Raw genomic sequence first — 21,538 nt, 5'->3', positions numbered from 1 at the left:
CGCGCCGCTCTGCCCGACCGCAGCCGTCCGAACGCACGCGTCCGAACGCATGGGCTGAGATCGCCGTGCTGAACCCCTCTATCACCGTTCGAAAACCTGCCGCCGCGGCAGCCGCGTTGCTGGCAGCCGCCGCAGCCGCGCTCGTCATGGCGCGCCATGTCGCGGGCGTGGCGCCACATGGCGCGGCCACGTCGGACCCATCGTTCCGCGCCGCCGAGTCGGTGCCCGGAAGCGCGGCGACCGGAAGCGCGTTGACCGAGACGGCACCGGCGTTGTCCGCGGCGCTCGCGGTGCCGCCGGCGGTCGCGCCCGGCGGATCGCTTTCGCTGGTGGCCCGTGTGGCGAACCGTGGCGCGGCGACGGCGCCCGCCGTTGCGCTGACCTTGACGTGGCCCTCAACGCTCACCTTGCTCGGAGCGACGGCGCCGGTCAGCGCGTCCGCCGGCCGGCTGCATGCCGCGCTTGGGTCGCTCGCCGGCTTCACGACGGCCACGCTCACGGTCACCGTCGCCGTGCCGTCCGACGCGCTGCCCGGCAGCCGCGTTCACGTCGCCCTCACGGCCGGCGCCGGCGGTGTCGCCGGGACCGAAGGGGCGTCGGCCGCCGCGTCGACCCGCATTTTGCCGTCTGACCTGCGCGTCGAGATCGCCACCGAGGCGCGCGACGCCCGGCCGGGCGAGATCGTCACCTGGACGGTGCTGGCCGCCAACGTCGCGGCGGCCGCGGCCGAGGATGCGGCCGTCGAGATCGCGCTCGGGAGCGACATCGCGTTCGTCACCGACACGCTGCCGGCCGATGCCGGTCGCACCGTCGACGGCGGCAAGGTGCGCTGGCGCTTCGCCCGGCTGGGCGGAGCGTCGGGGCGATACATCGACCTCGTGACCCGCGTGCGCCCCGACGCGACGGCCGGTGCCGTGCTGGCGCCGCGCGCGTCGATCACGGCGGCCACGGGCATCACGCGTGCGCTTGACGACGTCGCCGTGACGCAGCCGGTGCCGATCGTCGTGCCGGATCTCTGGCTCTCGACACTCGGCCCGCTGGCGGCGGCGCGCGGCGGCGCGCTTTCGTGGCAGATTCGCTGGGGCAACCGCACCGGCGGACGGGCGAAGGACATCGTCGTGACCGCCACGCTGCCGTCCGGCATCGCGCTCGTGCGGACGGTGCCGCCCGCCACCGTCGATGGCCGGACGCTGCGTTGGGAACGCGGCGCGGCCGACCCGGAAGGCGAGGCGCCGATCGAGACCGTTCGCGTCGACGCCGAGGTGCTGCCCGACACGCCGGCGCGCACGCTGACCTTCGACGCGGCGATCCGGTCGCTCGGTCGGGATGCGTTGCCTGCCGACAACGGCGGGTCCGTGCGCACGGACGTCCACCCCGGCCCGGCGGCCCGGATGGCGCTGTCCGTGCCGCCCACGCTCGGCGTCGGCTTGTCGCGGTCGATCGAGGCGCGGGTGCTGGACGCCGCCGGGGAGCCGGTCGCCGACGGCACGGTCGTGCGCCTGGCGACGTCGCTCGGCCTGGTGGCGCCCGACGAGGGCGTGACGCGCGCGGGCACCGTGACGGCGATGTTCAGCGCCGGCGACACGCCCGGCACGGCGAGCGTGTCGGCGCAGGCCGGGCCGGTCGGCGCGTCGGCCGTCATCGAGGTCCGCGCAGCTTCGCTGCGCCTTGGTTCCACGATCGCCGGGCCGCGCGGGCCGACATCCGTTCACCAGACGCATCCCGGCGACACCTTGAGCTGGGTGCTCGGCATCCACAACGACTCCGAGTCGCCGGCGCGGGGCCTCCGGCTCATGACGGAGTTGCCGGACAGCCTGGCGCTCGATGGCGTGGCCGCCACCCGGCCGATCACCGCCGACGGCGAGTCGATCCGCTCGGGCGGCAACGTTGCGCGCAGTTGGCGGCTGAACGACCTCGAACCGGGGGGCGTGCTGACGGTGACGCTCCGGCCGCGCGTCGTGGCCGACGGGGCCTGGTCAGGCTCTGATCTTCTGTTCGCCCGCGCCGAGGTCACGACGACGACGGCCGTGGCGCTGGCGCGCCCCCTCGTGGGCATCGAGCAGCTGCGCGTGTTCACCGCCGACCTGCGCGCGCACGTTCGGCTGGACACCGGCGCCAGCATCCTCCGGCCGGGCGGCTGGGCCGTGTATGACATCGGCTTCTCCAACGACCAAACGCAGACCGAGGTGGCCGCGGCGGTCCTCACGAGCACACTGCCCGTCGGCACGCGCTTCGACCACTGGCAAGCGGACTTCGGCACCCAGGTGCACGAGCGGACGCCCTTCGAACCGACCGATCGTGTCCTTGAGTGGGCGATCGATCAGTCCCTGTCCTCGCCCGGTGCGCTGCGGCTCTGGCTCAGGATCGATGCCGACGCGGTCCCGGCCAGCGCGCTCGTACACGGCGTGGCGATCGGCAGCCCAGTGCCGGACATCGACGCCGGCAACGACGCGCGCTTCGATAGCACGTTCATCGCCGGCATCGATCTGCGCACCGCCATCACCGGCCCGACCGAAGCCGAGCCCGGCGCGCTCGCCAGCTACCGCATCGATGTCGGGAACGTCGCCCCGCACGACGCTGCGACGCTCCTCACGCTGACCGCCGAGCTCCCGTCAGGCACGACGCTGCTCCGCGCCGACGACCCCGGCCAGGCCACGGCGCCCGGCCGCGTCCGATGGGACTTCGAGCACATGGCGTCCGGCGCCAGCCGCAGCGTGTCATTCGATGTGCGCCTCCCCGCCGATGTGCCCGTCGGCACCGTTCTGACGCTGCGCGCCGACGCGCTGGCGGCCGAACCGGAAGGCACGCCGGGCGACAACACGGGCGTGTGGACCACCCGGATCGTGTCGGGCCCGGCCGCCGCAGTGACGGTCGAGGCCGCACCGCCGGAGATCGTGGCATGCGCCGTGGACGCCACGCGGGTGACGGCCGCCGTTTCCGATGCGGCCGGCCGCCCGGTGACGGACGGCACCCGGGTCGAGTGGCGGACGACGGCTGGGCGGCTGGACCGAAGCGAGGGCGTCACATCCGGCGGCGTCGCAACGGCCACGCTCGCCGGCGGCCCGCCGCTCGGCGCGGCGATCGTGACGGCGCGGGTCGGGACGGCGCTTGGGCAGGCCGTCGTCCGGCTGATCGCCGGCGCACCGGTTGGCGTCGTGCTGGGCGCTTCTCCCAGTCGCGTCGCGGTTGGGGGCACGATCGACCTCGTCGCCGTCGTGATCGACGGTTGCGGCAATGCCGTGGCGGACGGCTGGCCGGTCACGTTCACCGCCGAGCGCGGGACATTCGACGGCGGCGGGCGAACCGCGATCGTGGCGACGATCGGTGGTTCGGCACGGGCGCGGTTGTTCGTCGGCCAAGCGCCCGGGCGCCTGGCCGTCGCGGCCGAGTACGGCACCGTGCTCGGCGAGGCCGTCGTCGACGTCGTCCCGCCGACGGCCACGCCGCCGCCGCCGCGACACGCCGTCTGGCTGCCGTACGCCGTCAAGCCAAGGCTGGTCGTGCGGCGGTCAGAGTGAGGCCGGCGGCAGCCGGAGCGTGACGCACGTGCCATGTCCGACGGACGTCTCGATCGCGATCGACCCGCCGTGCGCCTCGACGATCTCGCGCGCGATCGCCAGCCCGAGACCGCTGTTGCCGGCAGCGCGCGAGGGGTCGGCGCGAAAGAAGCGCTCGAATGCGCGCGCCGCCACCTCGGGGGGCATCCCCGGCCCAGCATCGGTGATCGAGATCGCCACGCGCCGTGCGGCCGGCTCGGTGTGCGCGGCGGACTCGCGCGCGGCCGAGATGCGGACCGTGCTGCCGCGCGGCGCGTAGCGCAGCGCGTTGTCGAGGACGTTGGACAGCGCCCGCGACAGCCATGCGCCGTCGGCGCGCACCGCCAGCGGCCGGTCGTCGCCCCCGCGGACGTCGACATGGACGGCCACGTTGCGGGCGCGCGCGGTGCCGGCGTTTGCGGCGACCGCCCCGTCCATCAGATCGGTGACCGCCACCGCGGCCAGCTCGAGCCCGCCTTCCTGGCCTTCGAGGCGCGCCAGCACGAGCAGCTCCTCAACGAGGTCCGCCATCCTGCCAGCAGAGGTGCTGATCGTCGTGAGCGCCTGTTCGCGCTGAACGTCGGTTCGGGCCGTGCCGTCGAGCAACGCCTCGGCGAAGCCGCGCACCGTCGTCAGGGGCGTCCGGAGGTCGTGGCCGACGTTGGCCACGAACTCGCGCTGCCGGCGATGGGCATCGCCGACATCGGCGGCCATGCGGTTGAATGCGCGCGCCAATCGGGCGACCTCGTCCTGCCCGGTGCCCTCGGGGACGCGGGCGCTGTAGTCGCCGGCGGCAAGGCGGGCGCTCGCCGCCGTCATCGCTTCGACCGGGCGGGTGATGCCACGGGCGAGCTGCCAGCTGACGAGCCCGGCCAGGAGGAGCGCGATCGTCCCGACGACGGCTGAGCTCGGCAGCATCGTCCGCCACAGCCCGTGGATTTCACGCGACGGGCGCGCCACGATGAGCCACCGCTCCGGCATGTCCGCCGGCAGGTCCGTGATCCGAGCGGCCACGTAGGCGACGCGCACGCCGTCCGCGAGCCGCGCAAGGCCGACGTGCGGCCGCACCGCATTGCCGATGAGCACAGGCTTGAACCGCGTCGTCTGGAACACGATCGGCGTCCGTCGCGGCGCGGCGACGACGTCGCCGGTCCGGTCGACGAGCAGCACCTGGGCGAGCAGCGGCCGCCCGAACGGGGCTTGGCGCACGACCTCGGTCAATACGGCCGAGGCGTCGCCGCTCGGGTCCTCGCTGATCGCGATGGCGATGCGCCGCGCCAGCTGCTCCGCCAGCTGGGCCATTTCCGACTGTCCGCGGTTTCGTCCCTGCAGGTCGAACAGCACGAGCGAAGCGCCGCTGGCCAGCATCACGGTCAGCAGCACGAGCACGGCGTAGCCGGCCAGGAGTCGCGAACGGAGGGTACGCATGGCGGGCAGTCTAGCGCTTGGGTGTTACCGAACTGTGACGAAGGGGTGGCGCACGCGCGAGATCTTTCCTGAGGCAGCAACGTGCCGGATGCCCGGCGATCACGCAGCGGTCGAAGCGCCCGCGTCGGACCTACGACGCGTCGTTCCCGGACGGCGCTTGCGCGATCAGCTTGTAGCCGATCCCCCACACCGTCTCGATCGTCACGGACCGCGAGGGCGCAAGGTCCTTGCGCACGTGCGCGACGTGGACGTCGATCGTGCGGCTGTCGCCCAGGAAGTCGTAGCCCCAGACGCGGTCGAGCAGCTGATCGCGCGACAGGACGAGCCCCTCGTGCTGGGCCAGGTAGAGGAGCAGGTCGAACTCGCGCGCCCGCAGCGATGCCGGCTCGCCGGCCACGGTCACCAACCTCCGTGCCGGATCGATCGTCACATCGCCGACCGTCACGACCGCGTCCGGGCTGGTGGCCGCGGCAGATGTGTCGGCCGGCGACGTGCGGCGGAGCACGGCCTTCACGCGCGCCACGAGCTCGCGGCCGTGGAACGGCTTGACGACGTAGTCATCGGCACCGAGCTCGAGGCCGACGACGCGATCGATCGGATCGCCGCGTGCGGTCAGCATGATGATCGGCAGGGCGCTCTCGTTGCGGATCTGACGGGTGATCTCCCAACCGTCCATGCCGGGCAGCATGATGTCCAGGATGACGAGATCGGGCGGGTCGTCGCGCAGCGACTGGATCGCCTCGGAACCGCTCGTCGCTCGCCGGACGTTGAAGCCCTCGTTGTGCAGATAGAGCTCCGCCAGGTCGATGATCTGGGCCTCGTCATCGACGATCAGGACCGTCGGTGGCGGCGATCCGTTCACGGCCACGAAACGGTCGTCGACACGCCGGCGACGATCTCGACGACCTCGGCCAGTGCGCGCCAGTCCCTGTCGCGCCCATCGTCCGCTCGGGCGACCGCCCAGCGGCCCGCCGGCAGCGGCAGGGCGAAATGCCCGCTGCCATCCGCCAGCGCGCTCGGCCCCGCCGCCGTCGCCGGGTCCGTGCCCTCCGGAACGGCGCGGACCCAGGCATGCGCACTGGCCTCGCCGACGAGGAGGCCGTCGCCGTCGCCGGACACCGCCAGCCGCCAGTCCGCGCCCGTTGTCTGCCCGATGGCCAACTCGACGCCCTGCCCACCCTCGGGCCGGTCGGCGTTCTGCCACCACTGCGGCCGGTGCCCGGGCGCCTCGGCATACAGCTGCCACGTGCCCGGAGCGAGGGTCAACGTGTAGCGCCCGCTGGCATCGGCCGTGAACGTCTCGATCCAGCTCCCGCCGATCGGCCCGTCGTCGCGGCGATACGCTGCAACGCGCACTTGGGCGCGGCCGCCGCCGTCGTCGCCGACGACGTGGCCGACGACGGTGCTGGCCGCGGGTGTCGCCGCGGGTGTGGCCGTGGGCGGCGGGAGCGTCGGCTCGGGCGGCTGGGTGGCCGGTGGCTTGGCCGGCGGCTTCGACGGCTTCCGGCCCTCTCCGCCGGTCTCGGCAGGGCGCCGCGGGGAGGGCGGCGGATAGGCGACCGACGGCGATTGCGGGGCAGGGTAACCGTTCGGATCCCCGCCCGGCGGCGCGACCTGTCCCGGGCCGGTGACCGCGCCGGCGGCGCGGGCCGTGCCCGGCCGCGGGGTTGCGGTGCGCGCGGCGGCGGTACCCGCCGCACCACCCGGCCCGCCGCGCACGCCGTCCGGCCAGCGCAGGACGGCGTCGAGCGGCACGTCGTAGTCGGCGCCATCGAGTTCCAAGGCGGCGAGGGCGCCCGGCCGATCACCGGCGTTCGCCCGCAGCGCGCCGGTGTCCACTCCTTGGCGGTCACGTCGGAGGTCGGCGGCAGCATCGCGCAGCCGGGCGACGGGTGTCGGGCCGATCGCCGCGGCGATCGGCGGCTGGGCGTTCTGTTGGCGCAGCGAGGCGAAGAAGACGCCGCCGAGCGGGCCGTGCGGCGTCGGCCAGAGGGCGAAGACGACCATCGCCGCCACGGCCGCGGCGCCGATGACCCAGGCGGGCACCGGGCTCGGCGCACCGGCCACGTCGATGGGCTCGGCGGCCAGGCGGCGAAGCGTTGCGCGGCCGATGCGGTCAAGGGGGGTCGGTCCATCGCCATGGGCGGCCGGCGTACGGATGGCCGCCAGCACGCCGTCCAGCGGCGGCAGCCCGCCGGCCCGCGCGGCGGCGTCGTCGCGGACGGCGGACGCCAGTCGGCGCCAACCCTCGAACGCTTCGGCGGCGGCCGGATCGTGCGCCAGCGACTCGGCCACGCGTGCCGCATCGGCCGCACCGGTTCGGCCGGCCAGCGCGTCGATCCACGGCAGCTCGAGGCGGTCAGGCATGGTGCCGGTCCTCGTCGAGCAGCTTGCGAAGCGTTGCCTTGGCGCGGTGAAGACGGCTCTTGACGGTTCCCTCGGGCACATCGAGGACGGCCGCCGCTTCGACGACGGAGAGACCATGATAGAAGACGAGCTCGAGGGCGGCCCGCTGCACGTCTGGCAGGCGGCTCAGCGCGGCATGCATGTCCAAGCGACTGCCGACACCCGCGGAACCATCCGCGGCGCCGGCCAGGCGCGGCTCGAGGGCGACGATCGTGGCCCGACGACGACGACGGGCGTTGATCGCGCGGTTGTGGGCGATCGTCAGGAGCCAGGTGAGGACCTTGCTCTCGCCGCGGAAGGCGGCCGATGCGTGCCACGCCGCCAGGAACACGTCTTGGACGACCTCCTCGGCCAGGCCTTCGTCCGCCAACTGGCCGCGCAGATAGGAAAGGACCCGCCCCCCGTACAGGCGGTAGAGCGCTTCGAGCGCGCTCGGCTCACCCTGTGCCATCGCCCGCAGGTAGGCGAGGCCCGGATCGGATTCACGTTTGCCGAGTGTTGGGAAGGGAACGGCGAGCGTGGTCATGGGGTCCCTCAGCGTGTGGACGATGTGGCGATATCCGTTTGGGACACGGTTTGCGTGCGCAAGGTTGCACCGATTTCGTCGGCGGATCAACTTCGTCCGCGGATCAACTGCGGCGGGCCGCGGGCTACTTCCGGTGGGCAACGGGCAGATAGACGGCCTCCGGCGGCGGGGGCGCGAGGACGAGCCGGCTCTCGAGCAGATGGCCGTCCGTCAATCGGATCGTGGCCTGCACGCTGCGAACGTCGGTGAACTTCCAACGGCTGCGCGGCGGGGGAGCGGCGATCGTGAACGCGCCGGCGTCGTCGGCGGTCAGGTTGTACCACTCGCTGCGCTCCTGCGAACTGTCGCGCGAGTCGAGGCCGAGCACAACTTCGACATCGCGTTTCGGGCGGGCCGTGCCCATCAGGCCGCGCGCCACGTCGAAGTCGAACGCCAGCGTCTCGACGACGAGCGAGCCGACGCTGCCGCCGGCGCCCACCGACAGCCGGTCCCCGTCCCGCAACCGCACGGGCGTGCCCTCCGCCGCGAACGCCACCGTCCACGTCCCATCCGACGTCACCGTGCCGTCCGCCGCGGCGCGCAGCCGGCCGTCCGGCGCGTGAAGCGTGGCCGTCAGCGGTGCGCCGGGCTGGGCCACGCCGAGCGCTTCGGCGGTGTCCGGCCGCGCCGTGATCCCGACCTCGGCCAGCGGCCGGAACACGCGGTGACCGTCCGGGGTGAGCACGACGACGGCGAACCGGCGGTCGACGCCCCACCACCGGTATGCGTCCGGAACGGGCGCGTTGAAGCCCCCGGCGGCGTCTGCGGTGCCTGACCAGTTCGACCACCACAGGCTGCCGTCGCCGGCGGCGGTGCAGTCGCCCTGCCAGGCGGCGAGCATCAGAGTGGCCGACGGCGTCGTCGTGCCGGTGATCACGTCGTGCGCCCAGTCGATCGCGAGGTCGAGGCGGGGCACGGTGAGCGTGGCCGGCCAGCCGCCGAGGTCGGCGCTGACGGTGTCGCTGGTCACGATCGGACGCGGTTCCCGGTCGGAGCCGGCAAGGTCGATGCGGAAGCGACCGACGGTCGACGACGTCGCCGTCCCGCTGCCGGAACCGGACGGCCCGGACGCCGACACGCGCACCGGCGCGTGCGGCAGGGCGTCGCCGCACGCGACCGGGCTGCCGAGGCGCAGATCGAGCCGTGGCACGGTGCGGGTGCGTCGCGCCTCGTGACCGGACGGCAGCGAGAGCGTGGCGTTCGCCGACCAGCCGCCGAGCAGCCTGAAATCCCGGTTGGACCAGTCGAGCCGCCAGCGCCCGTCTGCACCGGTCACGAGCTCGGTCGAGTCCGGCGACTCAGCGGTCGGACCCTCGGACCACATGTCGACCGACAGGGAACCGCCGATGCCGAACCGTCCGCGCAGGTGATCCCGTTCGGACGGCAGCTCGATCGTGAGTTCCGGCACGGCCATCGCGACCCGTTTCTCGATGAAGCGTGCGCCCGGCGCGGCAAGGACGACGACATCGCCGGCGGTGGGCCGGTTGCGGTCGCCGGCGGCACCGACGAGGGAAGCTTCGAACGTTCCGTATCGATCGGTCGTGATCTGCCGCCGAACGATCGTCCGCCCGTCGCGCTCGAGCGTAAGCGTGACGGCAAGATCCGGCTCGGCCGAACCGTACAGTGATCCGGCGTCGAGATCGAGCACCAGCCCCGGCACGATGACGTCGTACCAGACGCGGTGCCGGCCGACGTGCGCGGTGAGCGTGACCGATGCGTTGTAGACGAGGTCGATCTGCGGGGCGAGGTCGAACGCGAAGGTGCCGTCCACGTCCGCGATGCCCGACGCCTGAAATTCCTCGCCGCTCGGCGTCCAGACCGAGAGGTCGAGCGGTGCGTCCGGACTCGTCCGCCCGGTGATGCGGTCGTCTCCGACGTGGCTGGCCGCCTCGATCGGCGGGAACTCGAGCGAGGCGATCGAACCGCCGACCGCCACCTCCAGCGTGTCGCCGGCCTGCGTCGGCACCTCCTTGCCCAGCGGGTCCGTGATGTCGGTGAACCACTGCGGGAAGTCCTCGCCCCACGGCGCCGTCTCAGACCCGATGCGGCGCTGTACGACCACGTCGCCTGCCGCGTCGCGCAGCGTGAGCGCGATGTCCTCCCCCGGCGGTCCGAAGCCGGCGACGAAGCCGACGCCGAGACCGGCGTTGATGCGGACCGGCGCCCAGCCGCGGACGATGAAGTGGCCATCGGGCCGCACAAGGACGACCTCGCCCCACAGTTGCGGCTCGATGTCGATCGGCGGGTGATCCGGGCCGCGGTCCGCGCCGAAGTCGACCGTCCAGCGGCCGTCGAGGCCGGTCTGTACGGCCAGCGTTTCATCGAGCCGGAATTCGTACACGTCGCCGACCGCATCCTCGTCGACCGGCCGCATGATCGTCAGCGTGAGCGCCGCGCCGGGCGGTGCCGTGCCGGTCACGGTCTCGCGGTCGGGATCCGTCGACGTCGTGACATCGGCGATCCCGACGACCACCGGATCGCCGTCGTCGAACTCGACCTCGACGCTCAGCCCGGGCGCCAGCCGTAGAAACGTGTCGGACGGCGTGCCGTCCGCCCGGCGGCGGACGAGCGCGAGGCGGAACATGCCGTTGTCGGAGACGGTGTCGGACCACGAACCGAGCCTTGCTGCGCCGCTGCGCAGCGTCACCGTGACCGGACGGCCGGGCCAGCCGACGCCCGAGAGGTACGCCGAGCCGACCCGCGCCCGCACGTGCGGGACGACGCCGAGGACGCCGGTGGCGACACCGCCCGGATCCGACCAGACGAGGAGCGCCCGCCAGCCGGGGCCGAGCGGCGTCGGCGCCTTGGCGGCGAACGCGCCGTCCGCGCCGGGGGCGACGGCGAGGTCGCTCTCCTCGCCGAGCGGGCCGTACAGTCGGGCGGACAGGGCGGCGCCCGGCGGTCCGGCGCCGCGAACGCTGCCGTCGCGGTCGAGCCCGTCGATTGCGAGCGCCGGCAGCGTGGCGGTGGTCACCCGCTGCGGAGCGAGGCCGGCGGAGCGCTGCAGGACAAGGGCGTCTCCGGCGATCGGAACGGGCGCCTCCTCCTCGTCCTCGCGATCCTCGCCCGATGGGTAGAGATAGGCCATCGGCATCTGCGATCCGGACAAGACGTCGAACGTCCGCCCGTGCAGCACGACACGCGTCTGCCCGTCCGGCGCCAGGACCGTCAGCGTGACCGTCGTCCCGAGCGTGGCGGTGGCGATCGCCCATTCCGCCGACTGCGGCAGCCAGACCTGCGTTGCGGCGGCGACGGCAACGAACGTGTCGCCGTCCGGATCCTGCAGCGCGAGCGAGATCCCGTCACCGGGGCGCACATCGGCATCGCCGGCGAGGTCGAAACGCACCGCGCCGTCCGGCCCGGCCGTCGCCCGCCGCTCGACGGACGGCGCGTCCTCCGGCCGGTCGGCGCCGGACGGGGGGGCGATCTGCGCCCCGAAGAAGTCGAGCGCGGCGTTCGTCCGGAGACGGACGGCCAGCGCGACGGTCGCCCCGGCCGGCGCCCGGCCGACGACGGCGTCCGTCACGGCGTCGACGTCCGCCGCGAGAACCGGAACGGACACGTGCCAGACGTCGTCGAGCCCGTCGGCCTTGAACCGCACGGTGTCGCCCGCCTCGATCGTGACGAAGTCCTCGCCGACCGGCTCCAGTTGGGTTTCAACCCGCCCCCGGGCATCGCTCTGCGTCCAAGCCGTCGCCTTGACGATCTCGCCCGAGCGGAGCTCGACCGTCACGGGCGATTCGGGCAGCGTGCGCCACTCGAACGAGCGGCCGCCGACGGTGAGCGTGACGGGCGCGCGCGCCGCGGCGTCCTGCGCGGGTGCGGCGGCGCGGTGCGCGGACGGCCGCGCCGTTCGACGTTCGTCCGCGAATGGCCGCCGAGTCGCCGCGCCCGACGCACCCGATCCGCCGGACACGGCGGTGCGTGCGCCCATGCTCGCCGTCGCACGATCGACGGGCGTCTGTGCGGCGACGAGCGCCGGCACGAGCAGCATCGCGAGCAGCGCGGCGCCGACGAGCGCGGGACGGGTGAGCCGCCGGGCGGCGCCGCGTGCTTGGGGCGACAACCATCGTGACTGGCATGCATGCATCGTCGTGTCTCCGGGTTCATCGCGTGCGCGTGCCTCGTGGGCCCGCCAATGCTGGATCGCGCTCGACCGAGCGCGACGCGCCCTGTGTCGCTACGCGTTCCGCCACCGCGCGATCTCGGCACGCGTCGGGTCGTCCGGCGGCAGCACTTCGAGCGCCGCTTGCCAGTCGTCCACGGCGCCGCCCATGTTGCCGTCGAGCTGGCGGGCGCGGCCGCGCCAGGCCAGCGCTGCGCCGTCGCTCGGGTTGAGGTCGACGGCGGCATCGAGGTCGGAGAGGGCCTCCGCGGCCGTCTCGAGGTCGAGGGCGCACCGGGCGCGCAGCACGTACGCCGCGGCCAGCTCTTCGTCGAAGTCGATCGCCCAGCGGGCGTCACGCCATGCCAGGTTCGTCCGGCCGGCAGCGAGGTGTTGTTCGGCCCTGGCCAGGTAGAGCGACGCCGGCTCTTCGCTGTCCTGGATCGCCCGGTCGAGGCGATCGCGTGCGGCGTGCGCGCGGCCGAGGGCGGCCTCGGCCCGCGCCGCGAAGGCGTTGGCGTCCGGATCGAGCGGGTCTTCGGCGAGGGCGGTCGTCGCCCGCGCGAGCGCCAGCTCGGCGTCGCCGAGCCGGAGATGGCCCTCGGCGGCGGCGAGGAGCGTCTCGATGTCCGTCGGCTCGACGGCCAGCGCCGCGGTGTAGTCCGCCACGGCGCCGGCGATGTCGCCGTTCTCCCAGCGTGCATCGCCGCGCAGTCGCATGCCCTCGACGTGGTCGGGGGCGAGCTTGAGGAGTCGTTCGATCGCACCCAGCGCGTCGGCCATCTCGCGGCGGGCGATCCGAACGTCGGCCAGCGTCTCCCAGCACGCGACGTCGTTCGGCGCGCGCTGCACGGCGGCCAATGCGTCCGTGAGCGCGTCGTCGAACAGGTCGAGCGCCAGCGCGCCTGCGGCGCGTCCGGCCAGCAGGCGGCCGTCGTTGGGGGCCAACCCGAGGCCCTCCTCGAACGCCGCCGTGGCGCGCGTCGGCTCGTCCGCGTCGAGGAGCGCCTCGCCCAGGCGAAGGAACACCGTCGGGTCGACGGAGCCGCGCTCGGCAACGGCGTCCCACGCGTCGGCCGCATCGGCGGCTCGGTCGCGGACCTCCTCGAGCTCGGCAAGGCGCCACAGCGGCGCAACGGCTGTTTCGTCCAGCTCGCCGGCGTAGCGGAGTTCGTCGCACGCGGCGGCCGGTCGGCCCAGCGCAGCCAGCGCGAGGCCGCGGACGAAGTACGTCGCAGCCGCGTCGGGCGTCGCTTCGGCCAGCGCGTCGAGGTCGTCCACGGCGGCCTCGGCCCCGGCAGCGGCGGCGTACGCGGCAACCTCGTCGGACAGCGCGGGCGGGGGTGCGCCGAGCAGGGCGGCGGCGGCGCGTTCGGCGAGTCGGCGGACGGCGTCGGACGGAGCGGGGTTCATGTGGGGCCACCTGTCGGGGAGCGCTGTCGGGCGCGATCGGGTGCGGCGGGGCGGCCCGTTTGTTCAACCGCGCGCGGCGGCTTCGATCCGGGGCCGGATGAGGTCGATGATCTCCTCAGGCGTCGGCTGGCGGCCGATCGCCTTCTTCGAGAAGACGAGGTCGTCATCGAGCCAGATGTCGTGCACGCCGCCCGAGCCCGGGTTGAGCGTGTAGCTCGCGATGTCCAGGCCGAACTCGGTGAAGACGGCCTCCGCCACACGGGCGGCGATGGGGGCGTAGTTTCAAGGGATGCAGAACGTGACCCGGATGTGCATCGGTGATCTCCTCAAGGCGCGTGGTCGACGGCCTCGCCGACGCCGGGCGCGGACAGGACGCCAATCGTAGCACGCGGCCCTGGCCTGAACCGCGCCAGGATCGCCCGGTCCTCGGTCGTCAGCCAGCCGAGCCGAACGAGCGCGACCGCGTACGCGGCGAGCCCGACCGGCGCCGCCAGCCAGCTTGGGACGCCGACGGCGGCGCTGCCGGCCAGCACGAGCGCCAGGCCGCTGGCGGACAGGAGCGGCTGCCAGGCGAGCGCCAGCACGGGAGGCGCGCCGAGGTCGCGCAGCCCCCAAAGGAACGGCGCCATCAGCACGAGCTCGGAGAGAATCGTCACGACTGCCGCGCCCGTGTAGCCGTAGCGCGGGATCACGATGAGGTTGGCGGTGACGTTGAACACCGCGGCGGCGGCGAAGCTCCACGTGATCCAGCGCTGGCGGTTGAGGGCGATGAGGACGTACTGCGTCACGCCGTTGACGAACGAGAACGGCAGGAACCAGATCAGCACCTGGAGCGCCCGGGCGCCGTTCGGCAGGTAGTCACGACCCGCGAGCAGCGCGATGAGCGGCTCGGCCAGGAACGTCGTCAGCGTGGCCGCCGGCAGCGCCAGGGCGATCAGCCAGCGCACGGTGTTCTCGTAGGCCGAGCGCAGGCCGCCGCGGTCGTTCTCGGCGCGGCGGCTCATCAGCGGGAACAGGGCCATCACGAGGTAGGGCGGAACGATGAGGAACGCCTCGACCCACTTGTATGCCGCGGAGTACCAGCCGACCGCCTGTTCCCCCTGCAGCGGCGCGAGCAAGAGGACATCGACCTTGAAGAAGAGCGTCTGGAGCAGGCTGTTGAGCATGAGCGGCAGCGATGCGACGATCATCCAGCGCGCCAGCTGCGCGCTCGGCCGGCCGAACCAGGCCACGCCGGATGCGGTCAGCAACCGTGCCAGCAGGAGGAACGTGATCGCGTTCACGGCGATCGAAACGGCAGCCATGCCGACGAACCCGTGGCCGCCGGCGAGCGCCAGCGCCCCGAGCGACATCGAGAGCAGCGCCGAGACGATCATCACCGCCGCCGGCGCCACCATCCGCTCGGTGCCCTGGAAGGCGCTGGTCAGCGCGGCGTTCAGGTGGCCCGGCACGAGCGCCACGATGAGCAGTCCGATCGCCGTCGCCGCCGCCGGGTCGACCGGTCGTCCGGCGGCGGCCATGCCGAGGCCGATGAGGCCAAGGACGGGCAGCGCTGCCAACGTCAGCCCGAACCGGACCGCCACGCTCGTGCTGACGATCCGCGCCGATTCGGCCGGGCGCCGCGCGATCTCGCGCGCCACGAGCACGCCGAGGCCGAAGCTCGTGACGATCTCGACGAGGCCGTACACCGTGATCGCATAGTAGTAGAGGCCGGCGTTGTCGGGCCCGAGGACCCGCATGAACAGCGCTGCATACACGAACTGCAGCACCTTGGTCACGAGGGCCGCGCCGATCGGTCCGGCGGCGTTGACGGTGATCCGCCCGACGGCGTCGTCCTCGCCGATGCGGACATAGCGGGCCCAGGCGGCGTACACGGCCAGGAGGAACAACAGGACGAGGCCGATGAACGAGGCGTACAACCCGAGCTTGAGCGACATCGGGAAGTAGCGCAGGTCGACCGTCGATCGGCCGGGCGGGATCGGCACGGCGCGGAGCATCCCGTCGGCGCGGTAGACCGGCACCTCGACGGCGCTGTCCGGCGCGGCGCCGGCGGGGGTCACGAAGGCGCGCCAGCCCGGAAACCAGCCCTCGTTGACGACGAGCAGCGTGTCGGCGCGGGGCGTGAACACGTCGAAGCTGAGGTGGGTGGGCGAGTGCTCGGTGATGCCGATGTCCTTGCGCACCGCCTGGCGGCCGGGCACGAGATCGCCCCAGATGTCGGGCTCGGGTTCCTCCTCGAGCAGCACCGTCGTGCCGGGATCGAATCGCTGCAGCGCGCTGCGCAGCGCTTCCCCTTCGGCGACCTCGACGATCTTCACCATCCAGGCACGCGGCATCGCGAGCCGGTTCTCGTACACCTTGACGTCGCCGTCGTCGATCAGCGCCAGGTTCGGGCTCGCGATCTCGTCGCGGCTGACGACGTAGCGACCGCCCATCGCCGCCAGCGCCGGGCTGTCGAGCGCGTCCGCGTCGTGCACGTTGCCGATGCGGTTGAAGACCAGCATCGACTCCTGGTCCTCGACGGCCGACCACGTCCGGGCGATCCAGCGCGGGATGATCGAGTCGTAGCCCCGCAGATCCTGGATGCCGAATCGCTGGCCGGTGTTGGGCCAGAGGACGCGCCCTTCGCCGAAGCCGACGACGCGGCCCCACTTCACGGCGCCGACTTCGGACAGGAAGCGCACGGCGCGCGGTCGGACGTCGGCCAGCGCCGGATCGACGGCCGGGTTGAACCCGTAACCGATCAGCGCCAGGTCGAGCGCCACCGCGGCGACGGCGAGCGCGATCCCGCGCCGGCGCACCCCCGGGGCTTCCGCCCGCGCCAGGATGACGACCGCCAGGCCGCTGATCGTCAGGAACAGGGCGAGGTGCAGCATCGACCAGAAGAGGTAACTGCCGAACACGTCGGCGCCGGTGAAGTGGGCCGCGATCGTGCGCGACAGGTCATCGTCCCGGGCGATGGTGCGCGCCACGAGGGACGTCCAGCGGTGCGGCAGGGCCCATGCGAGGGCGAGGATGATCGCGCCCCACGCCCCGAGGCCGAGCGCGAGGCCGCCGGCCACCCGGCCGGTGGCGCGGGCGCGCGGGCCGGCCGTCGAACGGGCGAGCGCGTCGAAGCCGATGGCCGACAGGACGAGGACGCTGAGGTCGAGCACGAAGACCCAGCGGAACGGCGTGTGCAGCTGGTCGAAGCCGGGCAGTGCGAAGAGGACGCGATAGAGCGGCGTACCGAAGGCACACGCCGCGGCGGCGACGGCCAGGCCAAGCCAGAAGCGGGCGCCCGATCGCCAAGCCGCGACGAGCCCGACGGGCGCGAGCAGCCACGGCAGCACGCCGATGTAGGCGGCGGCCTCGACGTAGTTCTTGGCGCCCCAACCGCCCCCCCAGAACGCGTCGCCGTCAAGGGACACGCGCCGGAGGTCGTCGAGGGACAGGACGGCGTGGTGCGCCGGGTTGCCGAAGAAGTCGGGCACGAAGAACGTCGCCAGCTGGCGGATGCCGAACGCCCAGTCGATGGCGTCGGCGTAGCGCGTGCCGGTGCGATGGCTCGTGCCGGCCAGCTCGTAGAACGGGACAAGCTGGGCGCCGGCGATGAGCAGGCCGACGGCACCGGCCGCCGCCAGCCACAGGAGCGTGGATGCGCCGGCGCGCACCCCGCCGGCGCGGCCGATGCCGATGGCTTGCGTGACGGCAAACGCGGCGGCAACGAGGCCGGCGTAATAGAGGATCTCGGCGTGCCCGGCCAGCGCGGTTGCGGCGGTGGCGAGGGCCGTGATGGTCAGCCAGAAAGCCGCGCGGCCCGTCGGCAGGTTCCAGTGGCTGCCGCCGGGTCCGCCCACGTCCTCGGCGCCGCGGCTGCCGTGTCCACGCGCGCCGAGCGCCCGTGCGGCGCCGGCGATCCCGGTCAAGATGAGCGGTGTGAACGCCATGCCCACCTGGATCATCGGGAACACGGCGTTGGCCACGAACAGTGTCGACGCGGACCACGCCACGGCCAGGAAGGCCGATGCAGCTCGGCCGAGTCCGATCTGGCGGCCGAGGGCGAAGGCGAACAGCCCGGCCAGCCAGAGGGTGAGCACGGCGTGCCAGCCGAACGCCCGATCGACCCCGAGCCAGGCGAACAGGAGGGTCGGCGGGTAGAGCAGACTGTGCTGGCCGGCGGCGAAGAACGGCAGCCCGCCGAGCACGAACGGGTTCCACAGCGGGGCCTGACCCCGGCTCAGCGCGTCGACGGCAAACTGCTTCCAGACGACGTTCTGAAACACGAGGTCAGCCAACAAGCCGTTCTGCGGCCGGAGGATGCCGCGCGCCGCGAGGGCATCGCGGAACACCGGGTCGGCGGTCAGCGCATCATAGGGCACGAGCGTCAGGCCGCCGACGGTCTGACGCCAGAAGAGGAAGAGTGGGACGACCAGCAGCAACGCCGCCGGCCACGCAACGACGATCGTTCGCCGGAGCCGGGGCCAGACGCGGCGGCCGAGCGCAGCGGCTTGGCGCCGGGCAGACGTCATCCGCGGCGCACGGCCCCGGCATGGCCGGGCCGGCCGGCGGAACCGCACGCGGGCGCGCAGCCGGCGGCGTGCGCCAGCGCGGTGGAGAGGACGGCTTCGCGGACGACGACTTCACGTTCCATGGGGCGACTAGGATAACTCTGCCCCTCGGCCGGGCGCCAATGCTGACCTGACACGAATGCGGACCCGGCGATGTCGATGCGAACCCGCGCGGAGCCGTGCCAGGTACGGGCAGTGTTGCTCTAACCTGTGCCGCTCTAACCAGTGCCGCCCTAACCAGTGTCGCCCTAACCAGTGTCGCCCTAACCAGTAACCAGTGCCGCCCTAACCAGTGTCGCTCTAACCAGTGCCGTTCGACCCTATGCCGTCCGACGCCGAGCGGCAGGCTCGCCGGCGCCGCGACGGACGATCGTCAGCACCGGTCCGATGAGCTCGACGTCGGCGGCAGCGACGATGAGCGGCGGCACCGCTCGGTTCTCGGGCTGCAGGCGGAGGTGCCGGTCGCCGGATCGGTGCACGCGGAGAAGCTGGACCGCGTTCGTGCCACGTATGCAGAGGGCCGACAGCGCGCCTTCGGCCACCGCACCCCCCTTGGCGACGAGCACGGCGTCGCCGGGCTGGACGAGGGCGTCCGGCCAGCCGTGCTCCGGCGCATCCATGCGCGTGACCGCGCCGGCGGCGCCAAGCCCCGCCCAGAGCGCGCCGGCCGCCGCAACGGCGTCCAGTGCGGGCGGCGGAGCGAACGGTGCCGTGTCGGAAAGAGACCGGGAACGGCTCTCGGCCCGGCGTCCGAGCGGAAGGGCGAGCGGCAACTGCGCCGAGCGCTTGCGCGCCATGGTGCGCGGCTGACGCTGCGCCGATGGGGCGGCGCCGGCGCGACGGGTGACGGTGCTGTCGGCGAGGAGCTCGAGCGCGGTCGGCAGGACGTTCATGGCGGTGCTCCACGGTTCAGACGCTTCGCGGCGTCGATCGTAGAACAAATATACTAGAACATATGTGTCATGTCAAGCGCACCGCCAACCAAAAAGCGGTGCCTCTCATGACGAGAGGCACCGCAATGGAGCGAATCAGGTTCGAGCCGACAGGAACTCAGGCGCGCGCGGCGGCCGCCTTGTTGAACGCCAGCATCAGGCGCGACTTGCGCCGAGCGGCGTTGTTCGCGTGGATGACGCCCTTCGACGCGGCGCGGTCGAGCGCCTCGCAAGCCAGGCGCACCGCCGCCTGGGCCTCATCGTGCTGCCCGAGGTCGAGGTGCATCCGGGCGCGCTTCACGAACGTGCGTGCGCGCGTGCGGTACCAGCGGTTGCGCGCGTGGCGCTTCGTCGCCTGACGGGCGGCCTTCTCAGCGGATGCGGTGTTCGCCACGGATGTTCTCCTCGGCCGCGCACGCGGCGCTCAATCGACGGCGGCCCGGCTCGGGCCACGCATCGTCGTTCAACGAAGGATCACGGAAAGATCACGATTGGAGGCTGGTTCACCGCGCGAACGGGCCGGGAACCGACCCGGTGGTTCGCGCTGCCGAACCGCGAACGGCGATGATAGGCATCATCGCTTGGGGGAGCAAGTTTGGGGGAGCGAATCTCACGGCCGGCCGGCCGGTCGGCCGTTTGCGATCTGGCCGCCGGCAGTATTGCCGTCGGCAGTCGGGCCGTCCTGCGCCGGCTGTGCGCCGGGGCGCGTGGTCAGTGCGTCCGTGGCAAGGGCCCTCGGCGTGAACTGGGTGTTGTAGAGGTCGGCGTAGCGACCGTCGGCCGCGAGCAGCGAGGCGTGGGAGCCGCGCTCCACCAGGCGGCCGCCCTCGACGACGAGGATCTGGTCGGCGGCTTGCACGGTGGAGAGACGGTGGGCGATGACGAGGTTCGTGCGGCCGCGCATGACGCGCGCGAGCGCTTCCTGCACGAGCGCCTCGTTCTCGGTGTCGAGGTGGCTCGTCGCCTCGTCGAGGACGAGCACCGCCGGGTTCTTGAGGATGACCCGCGCCAGCGCGAGGCGCTGCTTCTCGCCGCCCGAGAGGCGGTAGCCGCGCTCGCCCACGACGGTGTCGTAGCCGTGCTCGAGATCGAGGATGCGGGTGTGGATGTTGGCGGCGCGGCAGGCAGACTCGAGCGCCGCGTCGTCCGCGTCCGGCGCGGCGAAGAGAAGGTTCGCGCGGATCGTGTCGTGAAACAGGTAGCTCTCCTGGGTCACGACGCCGACGTGGCGGGCGATGCTGGCGAGCGTCACGTCGCGCAGGTCGTGGCCGTCGAGCGTCACGCGGCCCGAGGTCGGGTCGTACAGGCGGGCCATCAGGTAGCTGATCGTCGTCTTCCCGGCGCCGCTTGGGCCCACGAGGGCCACGGTCTCGCCGTGACGCATCGTGAAGTCGATGTCCGCCAAGGACCACGTCGTGCCGCCGGGCGAGGCGGTTCCGGACGACGGGTAGGCGAAGCCGACCCCTTCGAATCGGACGTCGCCCGTGACGTGATCGAGGTCGAGGGCGCCCGGGCGCTCGCCGATCTCGGGCACGAGGTCGAGGTACTCGAACAGCCGCTCGAAGCTGACGAGCGAGCTCACGAACTCCACTTGGATGTTGGACAGGCTCGTGATCGGCCCGAACAGGCGATTGAGGTATGCGGCGAACGCGACGATCAAGCCGGGGCTGATCTCCCCGGCCAGCACGAGGTGGCCGCCCGCCCAGTACATGACGGCCGTGCCGACCGCCGTTGCGATCCCGAGGCCGAAGAAGAACCAGCGGCTGACGACGGCCCGCCGGATGCCGATGTCGCGCACCGCCGCCGCGCGCTCGGCGTAGCGCCCGATGCTGTCCGCCTGACGCCCGAACACGCGGATCAGAAGCGCCCCGCTGACGTTGACGGTCTCGAGGAGCTGGCTGGACATCGCGGCGCTCAGCTCGCTGTTCTCGCGCCGGATCTGGCGCAGCACGAGCCCGATCCGCTTGGCGGGCAGGACGAACAGCGGCACGACGGCCACCGCCAACAGCGTCAGGCGCCATTCGAGCCGCAGCATGATCGCCAGCGTCGTGCTGAGCGTCAGGACGCTCGAGAGGACGTTCGGCACGGTGTTCACGACGGCGTTCTGCGCGCCGACGACGTCGTTCTCGAGGCGGGACGTGATCTCGCCGGTCCGCGTGGCCGTGAAGAACCGCAGGCCAAGGCGCTGGAGGTGGCTGTAGGCCGCCACCCGCAGGTCGTAGATCAGGCCCTCGCCGACCGTCGCGTTCTGGTGGCGTTGCCAGGCGCCGAGCAGGCTCGAGGCGATCGGCACGGCCAGCAAGCCGAGGGCGAGCTGGTTCAGGCGCCCGGGGGTCAGCGTGATCCGGCCGGTCGCCTCGTTCAAAGCCAGGCTGTCGATCAGGCGGGCGTACAAGAGCGGTGGTACGAGCTCGACGAGCGAGATGATCAACAGGAGCACGAGCATGAGCGCGACGCGACGCCGGTACGGCCAGACCCACCCCGCTACGCGGCGCAGCAGTGCCGCGTCCACCTTGGGTTGTGGGCGGGACGGATCGTGTTGGATGAAGCTCGACCACCCTGAGCCGTGCATCTGCATCCGGCAACGATAGCGCAGGCCGATC

12 protein-coding genes are annotated in these 21,538 nt (G+C 72.8%); 1 reads left to right on the top strand and 11 read right to left on the bottom strand.

The features are described from left to right. The first annotated feature begins 65 nt into the window (after positions 1-65). Positions 66-3,518 carry a hypothetical protein gene (locus IPG72_09790; GenBank protein ID MBK6769274.1) on the top strand — a complete coding sequence of 1,151 codons (3,453 nt, stop codon included), beginning with the start codon at positions 66-68 and terminating at the stop codon, positions 3,516-3,518. Here the strand turns inward: IPG72_09790 and IPG72_09785 are convergent. The 11 genes from IPG72_09785 to IPG72_09735 form a co-directional block, all read right to left on the bottom strand. Beyond that, entirely contained in the window at positions 3,510-4,964 is a 1,455-nt protein-coding gene (locus tag IPG72_09785) for a HAMP domain-containing histidine kinase (GenBank protein ID MBK6769273.1), read from the bottom strand. The genes IPG72_09790 and IPG72_09785 overlap by 9 nt on opposite strands. 130 nt (positions 4,965-5,094) lie before the next feature. Then, entirely contained in the window at positions 5,095-5,826 is a 732-nt protein-coding gene (locus IPG72_09780; protein MBK6769272.1) for a response regulator transcription factor, read from the bottom strand. Next, entirely contained in the window at positions 5,823-7,331 is a 1,509-nt protein-coding gene (locus IPG72_09775; protein ID MBK6769271.1) for a carboxypeptidase regulatory-like domain-containing protein, read from the bottom strand. Before IPG72_09775 ends, IPG72_09780 begins: the two co-directional genes overlap by 4 nt. After that, on the bottom strand, positions 7,324-7,896 hold the full coding sequence (locus tag IPG72_09770; protein MBK6769270.1) for an RNA polymerase sigma factor: 573 nt from the start codon (positions 7,894-7,896) through the stop codon (positions 7,324-7,326). The genes IPG72_09775 and IPG72_09770 overlap by 8 nt, the downstream gene beginning before the upstream one ends. A 124-nt stretch (positions 7,897-8,020) precedes the next feature. Next, entirely contained in the window at positions 8,021-12,001 is a 3,981-nt protein-coding gene (locus IPG72_09765) for a hypothetical protein (GenBank protein MBK6769269.1), read from the bottom strand. A gap of 114 nt (positions 12,002-12,115) precedes the next feature. Beyond that, positions 12,116-13,453: a tetratricopeptide repeat protein gene (locus IPG72_09760; GenBank protein MBK6769268.1), complete on the bottom strand. Its 1,338-nt coding sequence runs from the start codon at positions 13,451-13,453 to the stop codon at positions 12,116-12,118. A gap of 63 nt (positions 13,454-13,516) precedes the next feature. Further along, entirely contained in the window at positions 13,517-13,711 is a 195-nt protein-coding gene (locus IPG72_09755; protein MBK6769267.1) for an Rdx family protein, read from the bottom strand. A 68-nt stretch (positions 13,712-13,779) separates the two neighbouring features. Further along, complete coding sequence (locus IPG72_09750) at positions 13,780-17,964, bottom strand: oligosaccharide flippase family protein (GenBank protein MBK6769266.1); 4,185 nt, start codon at positions 17,962-17,964, stop codon at positions 13,780-13,782. Between the two features lie 359 nt (positions 17,965-18,323). Continuing rightward, positions 18,324-18,896, bottom strand: a complete 573-nt coding sequence (locus IPG72_09745; protein ID MBK6769265.1) for a hypothetical protein — start codon at positions 18,894-18,896, stop codon at positions 18,324-18,326. A 157-nt stretch (positions 18,897-19,053) separates the two neighbouring features. Next, positions 19,054-19,329: a 30S ribosomal protein S20 gene (locus tag IPG72_09740; protein ID MBK6769264.1), complete on the bottom strand. Its 276-nt coding sequence runs from the start codon at positions 19,327-19,329 to the stop codon at positions 19,054-19,056. A 216-nt stretch (positions 19,330-19,545) separates the two neighbouring features. Then, complete coding sequence (locus IPG72_09735) at positions 19,546-21,507, bottom strand: ABC transporter ATP-binding protein (GenBank protein MBK6769263.1); 1,962 nt, start codon at positions 21,505-21,507, stop codon at positions 19,546-19,548. Positions 21,508-21,538: the final 31 nt, after the last annotated feature.

The sequence above is a fragment of the Candidatus Avedoeria danica genome, assembly GCA_016703025.1.
GTDB lineage: Bacteria > Chloroflexota > Anaerolineae > Epilineales > Epilineaceae > Avedoeria > Avedoeria danica.
The sequence above is the reverse complement of the archived record's forward strand: the minus strand, read 5'-3'. Positions and strand labels throughout refer to the sequence as shown.

What these genes read in the sequence shown, in the direction of transcription:
- IPG72_09785 (MBK6769273.1), bottom strand. Translation starts at nt 4,964, where the DNA reads ATGCGTACCCTCCGTTCGCGACTCCTGGCCGGCTACGCCGTGCTCGTG.
- IPG72_09775 (MBK6769271.1), bottom strand. Translation starts at nt 7,331, where the DNA reads ATGCCTGACCGCCTCGAGCTGCCGTGGATCGACGCGCTGGCCGGCCGA.
- IPG72_09770 (MBK6769270.1), bottom strand. Translation starts at nt 7,896, where the DNA reads ATGACCACGCTCGCCGTTCCCTTCCCAACACTCGGCAAACGTGAATCC.
- IPG72_09760 (MBK6769268.1), bottom strand. Translation starts at nt 13,453, where the DNA reads ATGAACCCCGCTCCGTCCGACGCCGTCCGCCGACTCGCCGAACGCGCC.
- IPG72_09750 (MBK6769266.1), bottom strand. Translation starts at nt 17,964, where the DNA reads ATGACGTCTGCCCGGCGCCAAGCCGCTGCGCTCGGCCGCCGCGTCTGG.
- IPG72_09745 (MBK6769265.1), bottom strand. Translation starts at nt 18,896, where the DNA reads ATGAACGTCCTGCCGACCGCGCTCGAGCTCCTCGCCGACAGCACCGTC.
- IPG72_09735 (MBK6769263.1), bottom strand. Translation starts at nt 21,507, where the DNA reads ATGCACGGCTCAGGGTGGTCGAGCTTCATCCAACACGATCCGTCCCGC.